The 15,007-nt window shown below is 34.6% G+C and carries 11 protein-coding genes; 6 read left to right on the forward strand and 5 right to left on the reverse strand.

Annotated features, from left to right (window positions below):
* Positions 1–14: 14 nt before the first annotated feature.
* From KQA_RS0209720 to KQA_RS0209730, 3 genes are all read right to left on the reverse strand, one after another.
* Positions 15–728: a 3'-5' exonuclease gene (locus tag KQA_RS0209720; protein ID WP_010180576.1), complete on the reverse strand. Its 714-nt coding sequence runs from the start codon at positions 726–728 to the stop codon at positions 15–17.
* 20 nt (positions 729–748) lie between these two features.
* Positions 749–1,903, reverse strand: a complete 1,155-nt coding sequence (locus KQA_RS0209725; RefSeq protein ID WP_029209548.1) for a serine hydrolase domain-containing protein — start codon at positions 1,901–1,903, stop codon at positions 749–751.
* A gap of 85 nt (positions 1,904–1,988) precedes the next feature.
* Positions 1,989–2,876 (reverse strand): helix-turn-helix domain-containing protein, encoded by an 888-nt coding sequence (locus tag KQA_RS0209730; protein ID WP_010180581.1) that lies wholly within the window; start codon positions 2,874–2,876, stop codon positions 1,989–1,991.
* Positions 2,877–3,078: 202 nt separating this feature from the next.
* Between KQA_RS0209730 and hemA the strand changes: the two genes are divergently transcribed.
* The 6 genes from hemA (at position 3,079) to hemF (ending at position 8,968) form a co-directional block, all read left to right on the forward strand.
* Positions 3,079–4,329, forward strand: coding sequence for a glutamyl-tRNA reductase (gene hemA / locus KQA_RS0209735; protein ID WP_010180583.1), 1,251 nt, complete (start codon positions 3,079–3,081; stop codon positions 4,327–4,329).
* 2 nt (positions 4,330–4,331) lie between these two features.
* Entirely contained in the window at positions 4,332–5,252 is a 921-nt protein-coding gene (hemC, locus tag KQA_RS0209740; RefSeq protein ID WP_010180585.1) for a hydroxymethylbilane synthase, read from the forward strand.
* A 13-nt stretch (positions 5,253–5,265) separates the two neighbouring features.
* On the forward strand, positions 5,266–5,919 hold the full coding sequence (locus KQA_RS0209745; RefSeq protein WP_010180586.1) for a uroporphyrinogen-III synthase: 654 nt from the start codon (positions 5,266–5,268) through the stop codon (positions 5,917–5,919).
* On the forward strand, positions 5,912–6,937 hold the full coding sequence (hemE, locus tag KQA_RS0209750; RefSeq protein ID WP_010180588.1) for a uroporphyrinogen decarboxylase: 1,026 nt from the start codon (positions 5,912–5,914) through the stop codon (positions 6,935–6,937). The genes KQA_RS0209745 and hemE overlap by 8 nt, the downstream gene beginning before the upstream one ends.
* Positions 6,938–7,021: 84 nt before the next feature.
* Positions 7,022–8,029: a hypothetical protein gene (locus KQA_RS0209755; protein ID WP_010180590.1), complete on the forward strand. Its 1,008-nt coding sequence runs from the start codon at positions 7,022–7,024 to the stop codon at positions 8,027–8,029.
* Between the two features lie 30 nt (positions 8,030–8,059).
* Complete coding sequence (gene hemF, locus KQA_RS0209760; protein ID WP_010180591.1) at positions 8,060–8,968, forward strand: oxygen-dependent coproporphyrinogen oxidase; 909 nt, start codon at positions 8,060–8,062, stop codon at positions 8,966–8,968.
* On the opposite strand, the gene KQA_RS0209765 is transcribed toward hemF, so the two are convergent.
* Together KQA_RS0209765 and KQA_RS0209770 are read right to left on the reverse strand one after the other, a co-directional pair.
* Positions 8,937–9,365, reverse strand: a complete 429-nt coding sequence (locus KQA_RS0209765) for a BLUF domain-containing protein (RefSeq protein WP_010180593.1) — start codon at positions 9,363–9,365, stop codon at positions 8,937–8,939. The genes hemF and KQA_RS0209765 overlap by 32 nt on opposite strands.
* Positions 9,366–9,442: 77 nt before the next feature.
* Positions 9,443–15,004: an alpha-2-macroglobulin family protein gene (locus tag KQA_RS0209770; protein WP_010180596.1), complete on the reverse strand. Its 5,562-nt coding sequence runs from the start codon at positions 15,002–15,004 to the stop codon at positions 9,443–9,445.
* Positions 15,005–15,007: the final 3 nt, after the last annotated feature.

The raw sequence follows: 15,007 nt of genomic DNA on the forward strand, positions 1-15,007 counted from the left end.
GTACTGAGTCGGAATTATACCGAAATAATTTCGTGTGGCGCTAGTAATGGCTGTTGTTTAAATTTTAAAAGAATTTGAGCAACCGCTATGGTGTCCTTTTCACAATAAATAATAATACGATCAATATTCTTTTCTTTATAAAAAACATCTTTTACTTGGCTACCATCAATGTCATCTTTAGGCGATGGAATATTTAAAATAGTAGTAAGTAGTTTTAGTGATGTATAGTGTTTGTAGTCGCCAAATTTCCATAATTCTAAAGTGTCCAAATGAGGTACTTCCCAAGGTTTTTTACCAAATAAATTGAGTTTGTTGGGGAGTGATATTTCGTTTATAATCATACGACGCGCAATGTAAGGGAAGTCGAATTCTTTACCATTATGCGCACAGAGTACATGTTGAGGTTGGTTGTAGTGGGTGTCTATTAATTGTTTGAATTCGAGTAATAATTCTTTTTCTTCTCCATAAAAGGAGGTTACTCTAAATTGTCTTTCGGAAGTGTTTGGAGTGAAATAACCAACAGAGATACAGACTATTTTTCCAAATTCGGCCCAAATGCCAGCACGCTCATAAAATTCTTCGGGAGTAAAATCATCTTTACGTTGGTAGGCTGTTTTTTTGGTGTATAATTCTTGTAAATCTTCTGATATTAAGTTGAAGTTTTCTTCTTGGGGAACCGTTTCAATATCTAAAAATAATACATGCTCTAGCTTTAAATGAGTGTGCATTCTATTCTATGTGTAATAAATTAATTGAGTTGAAGCATTTGATAGGTTTCATCAATATAGGTAGTAAAATCGTTACCCGAATTATTATTAGGATCAGGTTGGTCGCGTTTGTGACCTAAACGTACAATAATCAGATCATCTTCGGGAATACAAATTACGTATTGCCCTAGTATACCACGCATATAACTTATTTTTTTGTTTCTGTAATTGCTTAACCATAGTCCAAAGCCATAGTTTTGACCATTGCTAAATTGAGGTGTTTGCGCTTTTATGGCAAGTTCTTTTGAAATGAGTTGTTTTTGATTCCAAGCGCCATTATGTAACCATAATTGTCCAAAACGACCAAAATCACGGGCATTACTAGCAATGCAGCAATAGGCCTTTTCCATGTGGTTTTTTGTGCCATCCACTTGCCACAAGGCATTTGAGTGCATGCCCATGGGTTGCCAAAAGCTAGTGCTTAAATAATTTGCTAAAGTTTTGTTGGTGGCTTTTTTTATACACATGGCAAGCAATTGGGTGGCGCCACTCAGGTATTTAAAGGATTTGCCAGGAGCGTCTTCAACTTTTAAACCTAATATTAGATCTTGAATATCGGTGTTGTAGTAAGCTTCTGCTGTCATAGAAAAAGGGCTGATGTAATTTTCGTTCCAATTCAAGCCCGAAGACATAGAGGATAAATCGCCTACCGTAAGTTGGTTGGCAAAGGCACCTTTAATTTCTGGGAAATAAGTTTTTACAGGGGTGTCCAAGTTGGGTATGTATCCATCATCAATAGCTTTAAAAAGCAAGGCAGTTGTCAAGCTTTTTGCCATTGAAAAGGAGTTGGTTTGACTGTTGCGGCTATAGCCTTCGGCATAATTTTCATACCAAATACTGTCATTTTTAATAATTAAAAAGGCTATGGTGCCCAAGCGCTCATGGCATTTTTTTAGTTTTTCTGTGGCCGATACGCTATTGTATTTTTTATGAAGTGGAAAATTTTGTGTAGCTCCTTTGCTAATTGTATTTGTATCAAAATGTACAGTGTCTTCAATATAAGCAGTAGTATGACCTGTTAGGTAAACTACACGTATCCCTTTTAAAATATAATCATAATCAAAAATGTACAGTAATGCAATGAGCAGCGCAATTACAGCAATACTGAATTTAAGAATTTTTTTTAACCATTTCATACCAACTAAATATACTAAAAAGAGCGCCAAATTTTAAAATTATGATTTTTTTTAGTCTTATTTAATTATGTAGTGGTTGTGTTTGCTACATTAGTGAGGTTACATATTTTTTTGGGGTAGTGCCATACTTCTTTTTAAAAGCAGCTATAAAATGACTCGATGTGCTGTAGCCTACTTTTAATCCGACTTCATTCACATTATTACCCTCGGCAAGGAGTTTACAAGCAAGCTCCATTTTATGATCGAAAAGAAAGGTATACACAGGTTCGCCATAAATTTGTTTAAAACCGTCTTTTAGTTTTTTTAAAGGCAACCCAATTTCCATGGCTAAATCTTGTAGCGTTGGTGGTTCAGCCATGCGGTCGATAATGATTTTTTTTGCCTGTCTTATTTTTTGAACATTAAGTTCATCTGCTAAAAAAGGACATTGTTCAACGTCGGCATCTTCCGGTTTGTTAAAGTGAAGGCTTAATAATTCATAAGCTTTGGCTTTGTAATATAAATCTCTTAACGAACTATGTACATTAAAATTCATTAATTGATTTAAAACCACGGCCATCGATGGAGAAATGGCCTTGTCTGCATAATATTTTTTGTCGCTATTTTCGGTACTTAAAAAGGGAATGTAATTGGCTTCCGCAGAAAATAAACTGTGGAATTTTTTTATAGATACTAATAATGTTACCAGCCATGAATTGGGTTCAATTTGAAGGTTCATGGGTAATTCCCTAGTTGGATTGTAAAGTAGTAATGAAGTTTCCTCCTTCATGGGCATCATGTACGAGCCATTATTGAAACTAAAAAGACCACTTCCCTTTATAGCATAATGAAATTGTATAAAGCTACTATCAATATCACGAACTACGGTTTGTGTTTTTTCGGTTTCATTTTGGAATTTTAAAATCAAGAAGTGATTTTCTAGTTGAATTTCTTCCATTAAACCTTCAGCGATATTTTTTGATACAATTTCCATGCGTAAGCGTACTTTTCTTATGTATAATAAATCTAAACAATCACTCAAATATACGGTATTGCTAAATATTTACGGTAATTTTTAACAATTTGTAAGTGTAAAATTTCGCAAAACGCTTTAGTCGACATTTATAAAACTTATAGCGTTATTTTAAGTTGTTTAACGACAGTATTTTTGTAGCATCTTTAACGATAGGATATTTATGGAGCCCCACCTACGAGCAAAAGGATCAAATTTTTATAGTATTGGACTTAGTTATAAGAAAGCCGATGTGGTTACACGTGGTAGTTTTAGCATAAGTGACGATGCAAAAAAGAATATCTTAAAACAAGCTAAAGGAGAGGGGATTGAATCATTGTTAATAATGTCTACTTGTAACCGAACCGAATTGCATGGTTTTGCACAACATCCTTTTCAATTAATTAAATTGTTATGTGAACATACTCACGGAACTGTTGAAGAATTCGAAAAAGTAGCCTATGTTTTTAAAAACTCAAAGGCAGTAGCTCATCTTTTTAGAGTAGGTACAGGTTTAGATAGCCAAATATTAGGAGATTTTGAAATTATTAGTCAAGTTAAAAATGGGTTTAAGTTGGCTAAAGAGCACGTGATGATTAATCCTTTTATGGAGCGATTAATAAATGCAGTCATTCAGGCAAGTAAGCGGATAAAAAATGAAACCGAAATTTCTTCGGGAGCTACCTCTGTGTCGTTTGCCTCTGTGCAATATATTATGCAGCATGTTGAGGATGTTTCCAATAAAAATATTCTGTTATTTGGGACAGGAAAAATAGGTCGAAATACCTGTGAAAACTTAATAAAACACACAAAAAACGATCATATTACACTAATTAATCGGACAAAAGATAAGGCAGAAAAAGTAGCAGGAAAGTTTAATTTAGTAGTAAAAGAATACGCAAATATACAAGCCGAAATTAAGCAGACAGATGTGTTAGTGGTGGCTACTGGGGCTCAAAATCCTACAATTTCTAAACAATTAATACATACAACAAAACCTTTATTAATATTGGATTTGTCAGTGCCTCGGAATGTGTCGGACAATGTGTTAGAATTGCCAAATGTAAGTCTAGTTCATTTGGATAATTTGTCGCAAATTACCGATGATACTTTGGCTAAACGCGAATCTCAAATTCCGAATGCCGAAAAAATTATAGATGAAATCGTAAGCGAATTTAATGCCTGGTTAGAAACCAGAAAATTTGCCCCAACCATAAAGGCTTTAAAAACAAAATTGACCTTAATACGCGATAGTGAAATCAACCAATTGCGTAAAAAGAAAGGTGATTTTGATGCGAATGAAGCGGCCTTAGTAAGTGATCGTATTATTCATAAGATTACTTCGCAATTTGCTAATCATTTGCGCGAAGAACAACATAACTCCGATGAAAGTATCGAGTTTATTCAAAAAGTATTTCAACTTCAAAACTTATAAGCTTGAGTAGAGTAATTCGAATAGGAACCCGCGATAGTGAGTTGGCCTTGTGGCAAGCAAAAACAGTACAAAAGCAACTAGCAGATTTAGGCTATCCATCGGAATTACTTCCTGTAAAGTCTACTGGGGATTTAATATTAGATAAACCCTTATACGAACTTGGAATTACAGGAGTTTTTACAAAAACCTTGGATGTAGCCATGTTAAAAGGAGAAGTTGACATTGCCGTACATTCCATGAAAGATGTGCCTACATTATTGCCTCAAGGAATTGTTGAAGCTGCCGTATTAAAGCGTGCCAATGTAAACGATGTATTGATTCATAAAGGAACAGCTGATTTTTCTGAAGAAGCCACCATTGCCACTGGGAGTTTACGTAGACAAGCGCAATGGTTACATAAATACCCTAATCATACGGTAGTGGATTTGCGAGGGAATGTAAATACGCGACTTCAAAAATTAAAAGATAATAATTGGCAAGGAGCTATTTTTGCCGCAGCGGGTTTGGAGCGTATTGGGCTTACGCCAGAAGAGGTAATTTCGTTAGATTGGATGATCCCAGCACCAGCGCAAGGAGCTATGTTGGTTGTAGCCATGGAAAATGATACATATTGTAAGGAAGCTTTAGGGCAACTTAATGACCCTATAACGGAATTGTGTGTGCACATAGAGCGTGATTTTTTACGTAAGTTAGAAGGAGGTTGTACAGCACCAATTGGCGCTTTAGCTAGCGTTAAAAATGATAAAGTATACTTTGAGGGTGTACTATTTTCACTTGATGGAAAAAAGAAATTAAGTATCTCGAAAAGTTGTAATTTGAATGAAGCAGCAACTGTAGGAGCAAATTATGCTGAAGAATTGTTGCAACAAGGGGGCGATAAGCTAATGCAAGAAATTAAAGCCGGTTTAAAAAAAGAAAAGTAGAATTACCATTATATTGAAAACAATACTATCAACAAAAAAACTAAGTCTAGCGCAAAAGGAACATTTATTGAATGCCCAGTTAGCTGTAGTGGATGTTGATTTTATAACAACAGCACCTATTTCATTTTCTGTAACCGAGAAAGAGGTAGTAAATGCTATTTTTAGTAGTTTAAATGGAGTGAAAGCTGTTTTGGATAAGGGAATAACTATTAAAAATTACTTTTGTGTAGGTAAAAGAACCGAAAGTTTATTAAACGAATTGAATATAAAGGTAGAGCATTGTGCCCCAAATGCTAAAGCACTTTCGGAATACATAATAACAAACCACAAAGACAAAAGCTATCATTATTTTTGTGCCAAAGATCGTTTGGAAATTTTGCCAAATGCCTTGACAAAAAATAGGATTAAGTGGAAAGAAATACCTGTATATAAAACAATATATACACCAAAAAAATACGAACAAGAATTCGATGGCGTATTATTTTTTAGTCCATCGGGTGTCGAAAGTTTTTTTAGTAACAACAGCCTAACAGGACATAGTTTTTGCATAGGAAACACGACAGCAAAAGCATTAAAAAAATATACAGAACAGTATACGGTAGCATCGCAACCGAGTATCGAAAATGTATTAGTAAAAGTCATAAAACATTTTAAAAGCAATGATTAAGAACGATTTATTTTTAAGAGCACTTAAAGGAGAAACAGTAGAGCGACCACCAGTGTGGATGATGCGTCAAGCGGGACGTTACCTTCCTGATTTTATGAAGTTAAAAGCTAAATATGACTTTTTTACACGTTGCCAAACACCCGAATTAGCTACCGAAATTACAGTAATGCCGATACATCAAATTGGTACGGATGCAGCGATTTTATTTAGTGATATTTTAGTGGTACCACAAGCAATGAATGTTGAGGTGCAAATGAAAGATGGAATTGGACCTTGGTTGCCTAATCCAATTCAATCTCAAAAAGATGTTGATCAAGTAATCATTCCTAATATAGAGGAAACGTTGGGATATGTGATGGAAGCTATTAAAATGACAAAAGAATCATTAAATGATGAGGTGCCATTAATAGGTTTTGCAGGTTCGCCATGGACAATTTTATGTTATATGGTACAAGGACAAGGATCCAAAAACTTTGATAAAGCCAAAGCTTTTTGTTTTCAAGAACCCGTGGCAGCACACTCATTATTGCAAAAAATAACAGATACTACTATTGCGTATTTAAAAGCTAAAGTAGCTGCAGGTGTAAATGCAGTTCAGGTTTTTGATAGTTGGGGAGGAATGTTATCCCCAGTGGATTATCAAGAATTTTCATGGAAATATATTCAACAAATAATTGATGCTTTAAAAGAGGAAATACCAGTAATTGCTTTTGGAAAAGGCTGTTGGTTTGCTTTGCAAGAAATGAGTAAGTCAGGAGCATCGGCCTTAGGAGTGGATTGGACATGCTCGGCACGTAATGTACGTTACTTAACAGGAGGGAATATTACATTACAAGGTAATTTTGATCCTTCGCGTTTACTTTCGCCTCCGGCAGAAATAAAAAAGATGGTGACTCAAATGATTAACGAGTTTGGAAAAGATCGTTACATCGCCAATCTTGGACACGGTATTTTACCTAATATTCCGGTAGCAAATGCGCAAGCATTTGTAGATGCAGTTAAGGAGTATAAAGGATAGTGGAATTATAAATAAATTTACTACATTAGAATAGTCTATTTTGCTTAAAAGAAGTCATTATAAATAGTAAAGAAAAAGTTTCATATGAAAGATAGTTTATTGATTTATTTATTGTGTTTAATTTGTTTTTCATCTTGTAATTCAGATGATGAATCTGTAGAGGATTCTGGACCAGATTCAGATACAGAAGTTTTGCTTGATGCTTATAATGCAAGAATATCATATTTTTTATTAGTTTTTGCCATTAATAATGAAGATAATCCTGAAAATGAATTTATTGAATTAAAATATGATGATAAAGGACGAGTTGTAGGTCGGCAAAATAGAATGATTTTTAGAGCTTTAGCAGGTCAAAATTTATTAATAAGAAGACCAATTTTTTTAGATAAAAGTTATAGAGATAGTCTTGTTTACGATAATGATTTGATAAAAAATTATTCTATTAAAGATTCTGAAGGGAGTAAAAAAGTTGAGCTAGCTTCTATAACTAAGTTAAACAGCAAAGGTCAAATAATAGAAAAAGAGAATTTAATCAATGTTTTTCCTCCAGTAAGCCCTTTAGAGGGTGGTACTTCAGAATTTAATGAACCAAGTATTTCTTTTTTTAGTTATGCCGAAAACGGTTTGTTAACTAAATTAATTACAAAATTTGAATCTAGAGAATCCGAGCCAAATCATATTGAGATCGTTTTTGAATATGATGAATTTGATAATTTAAAGAAGAAGACTATTTCTAATAATAGGTTTTTGCCTTTGAGTTTTGAAGAAAATGAAAGGGGAGTATTTACGAATGAACCAGTTAGTAAAGAAGTTGTTGAAATTAATTATTCTAATTACGATAGTGAAGAGAATTTATTTAAATCACTTATGATATTTGATGATTTATTAGATATATCGCTTTCAAAGAATAATTTTTCAAAAGTTGAATCAATAAAATATTCGTGCAGTGATCAAGATGAAGATCCTATGGATGATATAGTGGATTTTGATTGTAATAATGATGACCCTTCAGGAACATTTAATAGTCTTCTGAAATTCATATATGAAGAAAAGGAAGGGAGTTTAAGAGCTGTTCTTGATAAAAGTTTGTAAATAAATACATAAAATTTTGATCTGTTGTTGATGAAAGAACAATTCTACCAATACATACAAAACTTACAAGACAAAATCACTACTGCTTTAGAAAAAGTAGATGCTAAAGCTACTTTTCAGGAAGATCTTTGGGAGCGTCAAGAAGGTGGAGGAGGTCGCACTCGTGTGATAGAAAATGGTGCAGTTATAGAAAAAGGAGGGGTCAATATATCCGCAGTTCATGGACCTTTACCAAAAACGATGCAAGCTTATTTTAAAGTAGAAGATGTAGATTTTTTTGCATGTGGTTTAAGTTTGGTTATTCATCCTAAAAACCCAATGGCGCCAACAGTACATGCCAATTGGCGTTATTTTGAAATGTATGATAAACAAGGTAAAATTGTAGATCAATGGTTTGGTGGCGGACAAGATTTGACTCCTTATTATTTATTTAAGGAAGATGCTATTCATTTTCACAGCACATGTAAAACAGCTTGTGATAAGCATGATGCGGAATTTTATCCTACATACAAGCAAAAATGTGATGAATATTTTTATAATGCGCACCGAGGAGAAGGGCGTGGGATAGGAGGTTTGTTTTTTGATTATTGTAAAGCTACTGAAGACCGAAGTATTGATGATTGGTATGCTTTTGTAACTGAAGTGGGTGATAGTTTTGTGGAAGCTTATGTGCCTATTTTAGAAAAAAGAAAAGACTTACCTTTTACAAAGGAGCATAGAGATTGGCAAGAAATTCGTAGAGGTCGTTATGTAGAATTTAATTTGGTACACGATAAAGGAACATTGTTTGGTTTAAAAACCAATGGTCGAATCGAAAGTATTTTAATGAGTTTGCCTTCAAATGTGCAGTGGCGCTATAACCACCACCCGGGGGAAGGAACGGCGGAAGCTAAGTTACTGGAAGTGCTTAAAAAGCCTGTGAACTGGTTAGAGCAGTAGTTAAATAGGGAATCAAAAGACGTCTAAATCGCTTGGGATCGTCTTGTATATTGTGTTTTATTATGTATTCTTTTATTTGGTTGATTTCAATTTTATTTTGAATGGCAACAAATTTTGAGCTATAACCTTGAAAAAAAGGAATTTTAGTACTTTTTTGAAGAATTGTGTATATGTCACTATGTCTCGAATCTTTCATTATTTTATTATAAAATAGATGTGTGATTTGTGTTTCGTCACCTTCTAGGACTTGAAAAAAAGTGCCAGAAGAAAATAAAAGAACACCTGTAATTCCATTGTTATTATTAAAGTGTGTCGTTTCTTCTAAAACAATTTTAAGTTCGTCATTGGTTAAACATGGGCTAGCTTTGCTTAGGTAGCAAATTTCGTATGTAGTCATAAAGAGCTAATTTTTAAGTTGTTGTGCTTAAAAATACAAAAAATGAGAACATATGAAATTTTTATGTAGTATTTTTTTTACTTTTTAACTTCTGTCCAACGTCCTCCTTTAGTAGCATTTATGGTATTGTCATACATGGCCTCGCAACTTATAGAAGGCAAATAAAATTTTCCTAAATAGGAAGCGTTGACTAAACTTACAAAAGTTTTAGTAGCTCCTTTTTTAAGATCAAAGTAGTAGTGAATGCGATCATCACGAACATCCATATAGTCCGGAGTGCTTTTTAAATGTTTTTCACCTACTTTGTCCATGCGTATATTTTGTATTTCCCAGCCAGATGGGAATAATTGAGTTAAAGCCATTTGTTTATAATCTCCTTTATATCCTGAATTTTTAAGTTGAACTTCGACTTTAAAATCGGTTCCTTGTTTTATTTGATTTGGATTAATAGGCTTGTTTTCTAAATCAAGGTAAGTGACGTTCATTTGTAAATCATTGCTAGCATCCGAGGTTTTTCCAGTTACAGGAACCCCTTTGGTAACTACGCGAGCAAATAGGACACCCGTATTGTTGTTTTTTATGTTTAGTGTATTTGAAGTTTTGGTTACTTTTAAGGCTTGTTTATATATAGGCTTGTTGGAAGCAAAATTGGCACTAGCCACACCATTTTGCGTATATGAAAAAGCAAGTTGCCCATTGGATTTATTACCGGCAATAAATTTTGAAACAGCTATTAGTGAATAGGCGGTGGTTTGTGTACTCATCCATTTTTTGGCATTTAGTTCATTGGCAAGTGATTTTAATAATTCGGCAGCTTTTTCCTTTTCATCTAATAAAATAAGTGTTTCTAAAATCATTGCTTTATCCCTGGTGTTCGAACCATAGCTATAGCCCATTTCTTTATATTCAGGAATTTCATAGGATTTTCCAAAGATTAGTTCTTTCCCAATGTCCTTTTGACCAGCAACAGCATAGGCGGCGGCTAAACGCCAAATGGCTTGTAAGCTTAAGGTTTCCGATTCTTTTAATCTATTCATAGCACCCATTTCGGCTTTGTTGGCTAGGGCTAGTGTGTATAAACGATAAGCTTGTTGCATATCGGACCAACGGTAATAATTTGAACTGTTTTTAGGGCTTGATTTCCAGGAATTAGCTACGGATTTTTGGTAATTAACCCATTTATTAATCATGCCCGAAGGGATGGCAAAACCTTTGTTTTTAGCTTCTAATAAAAAGTGTCCTACGTATGAGGTTGCCCAGTCATCAGTCTTAGTTCGGCTAGGCCAATAAACAAATCCTCCCTCAGAATTTTGGAATTGCAGTAATTTGTTAATGGTACCACTCACATTGTTACTAGCTCTGTTAGCGACGTTGTCGGATAATTCCATTACCTCACTTAAAAATAATTGAGGAAACCCTGCGGAGGTGGTTTGTTCCACACATCCGTGTGGGTATTTGATCAAGTATTGTAAGCGTTCTTCTAAATTGATAGCAGGAATACTAGATACTTCTAGATAAGCTTTATTGGTACTTTTTATACCCGAAAGTTCAAAATTAGTTTCCCAACTTTCGTTAGGGTTGATCACTTTGTTATAGCTTTTGGTTAATGGTGGATTGGGTAAGCGTACTGCAACATCAATGCTGTGTTTCGCTATTTTATTTCCTGATTTAGCTATGATTTCTACTTTGGCATTTCCTATAGTTTTAGCAACATCTAAATCAAAGGTGACTAATTGGTCTCCAGTTTTTTCGAAACGGAGTGTTTTTGTGTTACTCCCTGTAGTGCTAACTAGTTCATTGGTTTTAATTGTTACACTTACATTTTTTAAACTTTTGTCCATAGCAAATACCGTAACTGGAACTTTTAGCTTTTCGGTGGGACTAATTACTCTAGGTAGTGTAGCCAAAACCATTAAAGGTTGAGTGACCGGCGTCGCTTTATCTACAGTTCCATAAGCATTATTGCTAGAGGCAACTACCATGGTTTTTACAGCGCCTACATATTGTGGCATAGTAAAACTATGCGTATTTTTTTGTCCTTTTTTAAGGGAGAAAGGTCCTAAGAATTTAACAACGGGTTTAAATCTATTAGCTTTTTCGCCTTCTTTTTTAACATTAAACGCTGTATCACCTCCTATTTGTAATAATCCAGAAATTTCCCCTGTATAAGCCCCCATAACATATTGATACATGTCCCAGCTACGAACACCTAAGGCTTCGCGAGCATAAAAAGTATTCCATGGGTTAGGAGTTTTAAAGCGAGTAATATCTAAAAGCCCTTCATCAACAACAGCAATAGTATAGTCCATGCTTTTACCGTTTTGTTCACCAATTTTAAGGCTTACTTTTTCGTTGGGATGCAATTCATCGGGCATGTTTAATGTTGGGGTAATTTTACTAGTAGCATCTTCTACACTAATAGGTGTTATACCATACAAACGAATAGGAAGGTCGTTGTTTTTGTAGTTGTGAGGTTGTAATAAAGTAACATTGATAAACACATTAGGTGTCATTTCTTCGGTAGCAACAAAACTAAACTGAGTGGTTTCCTTTTCGGCATCGACCCAGTAGGTTTCAATAACTTTTGACCCCGATTCAATACTTACCAAAGCACGGCCTTTGTCTGCAGTTGGAATGCTTACTTTTACAGTTTCACCTACGTTATATGTTGATTTGTCGGTGCTAAAAACAAGCATGCTAGCTCCTCCAGGATTATCTTTACTAGCACGACCAGCCCAACCGGGCCAATCCACATAAATAATTTTACCAGTGGTATGACCACTTTTTTGATCTGTAACACGTACATAATAGCGCCCCCATTCGGGTTCTTTTATTTCAAAATGGGCTACGCCCAATCCATTTTTGGTAGTAGCATAACTAGTATGTATCGGTTTTTTGTATGAACTGCCAATATAATTGGATAGATCTTCGTTGTTGTTTTTTTCCCACCAATAGCGCCATTCAATTTTGTAAATATCAATTTTTACGTTACTATCTACAGGTTTTCCGTTGGGGTTTACGGTGGCAATATTAATTGGATGTTTGATGTTGGTAAGTAGCATGCCTCTGCGTTTATCTCCCTTAGGAAGTCGAATACCTACAAATGATTTATAGGGAGCATAAGGAATGGAAAAACGATCTACAGAAAAATCACCTCCTTCTTCAAATACTTTTACCGAAAAGTTAGCCCGTAGCATTCCAGGAGCGTTATTACTAATTTTTAAGTTGGAATTTATGGGCGCTTTTCCTTCTGCGTTAAGCCTACCATCAAATAAATTTTGATCGTCGTTTTTAAAAGCAAAACCAGGATCATCAAAAATATAATCAGTGTATTTTGGGAATTTTGTAGGGGCTTGAGTTAAGCTTACGCGTACATTCGCTTTAAGGTTTTTAGCAATAGCGCCGTGTAACCACCTAGAGCTTAATGTACCTTTTATATTAGTGTTTAGTACAGACAATTGGTCGGTGCCAAAATTTAAATTTACTTTTAGCCTATTGGGTTTTACTGTTTCAATTTTAATGCGTTTTGAAAATACAGAACCTCCAACTTTTACGCGAGCCATCCAATTCCCCGTAGGAGCATCTTGGAGTGTAGTGGCAGTGAAATTGTATATGTTACCAACAGCTTCATGTTTTGTTTTGGAGGTAATAATTTGTCCATCGGGGTTTAAAAGCTCAAAAGATACAGGATGATTTTTTGGAAGTAATTGGTCTTTATCCTGTAACATGAAATTCAAAAATAAGGTGTCTCCAGGTCGCCAAACGCCACGTTCGCCATAAATGAATCCTTTAATTCCTTTTTGAATAACAGTTCCAGAAACATCAAATTTACTAGTGGATAGGGATGAATTATTATCCAAACGCACATAGCCTTTTTGTTTTCCTTTTGTGGCAATTAACAGGTAGGGCTTGTGTTTTATGGGTAATTCGGCAAGTCCTTTAGCATTTGTTGTTCCATTGCTTATTTGTTTTTGTTGGTAGTTTAGCACTTCAAGGCTTACGCCAGAAATGGGTTCGGTGCTTTGTAAATCGGTAACTGCAGTGAATAATTTTTGATTGCCTCCCATTTTGGCAATAATTCCTAAGTCGGAGGCCAATACATTTCTGCTCACTTTAGTAGTGTTGTAACGGTAAAATGCATTGTTGCAAGGATTATCTCGTTGCGAATAATCGTAATTGTTATTATCATAATAATAGTAATCATCTTCATTATAATAATCCCACGAACTCGTTTCAAAAGATTGATCTTGGTTCCAATCACTATCTGTTGAAGTGTCTTCATTTTGATCGGAAACAGTATCCTCACATGCATACATGCTTTGATTTTTACCAAAAGAGAGTTCAACACGATAAATGGCTCCAGGTTCTGGGTTAATAAGCCTATCCAATTGAAGGGCAAAGCTGTTCCATGTACCATAATCAATATCCTTTTGCGACTTTAAATCAACAATACTTTGGTGTACTGTGCGCCCTACGCGTCGAATTTCTCGTTGTCCATCAACGTTATTTATTTGTAAAAATTGAGCCACATTTTCTTCGTAAATTTTGATCACTCTAACTTTTACCGCTTTTAAATTGATGGTTTTAAAAGGGAATTTAATGCCTTCATTATTGGGTAAAATAACTCCTTTTCCTAAAAGTGCGATTTCAGGTTTTACATCTTCAAAAATTAAATTGATAGTTTGTTTTTTAGGCAGTTTTTGTCCCATGCTATTTTTTACCTTTTCTATAGTTAAAGGATGCTTGCCAGTATATCTGCGCGACGGGAATATTTTTAATTCATTACCTTCTATAACAAATTTGGGATTCCTTTGTTGTGGGAAATAAACAAGCCCATTTAAATTTTGATTTTTGTCTAACGGGTCCGAAAAAACTATAGATATATACTGCTCAGGTTGTTGGAATACTTGTGTTTGTAAAATTTTGAAGTCACCAATAGCAGGGATTTCAACACTTAATTTGCCACTTTTGTTTAAGCCCAAAGCATCGGCATCCCAATTGATAGTTAATTTGTTTGCTTGTTTGGAGCGGGGAATACTATCAATATGAAATTTAAAACTTTTAGCACTGTTTCCTTTGTCGAGGCGAACAGGATATTTTGTGCCATTTAAATTTGATGTAAAAATTTGAGCAAGGTCATTAATTTCAATAACATCAGCAGTTTTTATGCTCCCTTCAACCTTTTGAAGATTCAAATTAGTAAGATCAAAACTTTTTACGGTTTTAAGTTTTACGTCAAAATTTTGAGGGATCACCTGAACGCTAAAAATAAATTCTTTTAAGGTTTTAGGGACCTCCATTACTTTGCTTAACGCGAAGTTGATGTCGTATAATTCTCCAGAGGGGAGGGGTTTCAAAGGAGTGAATTCAATGGTATTTGTACTTAGCCACTGGGCATTTCCTTCAATTTTTGGGTCAATTTTAAATAAATGGGTGGCATCATCGCCAGTTTTAACTTCTGTGTTTGCTTTTGAAAGCTTAATTTTTATGGAAGATTTAGAAGATATTAAACCGGAGGTATATGCCGAAACATAATTGATAAACTCGGGATTAACTTTTTTGAATTCCTTTTTTTTACAACTTAGTATACTAATCATTGTAAATAAGAGTAAAAATAGGTGTGAAATATTTTTTTTCATAGG

Source organism: Aquimarina agarilytica ZC1 (assembly GCF_000255455.1).
Classification (GTDB): Bacteria; Bacteroidota; Bacteroidia; order Flavobacteriales; family Flavobacteriaceae; genus Aquimarina; species Aquimarina agarilytica.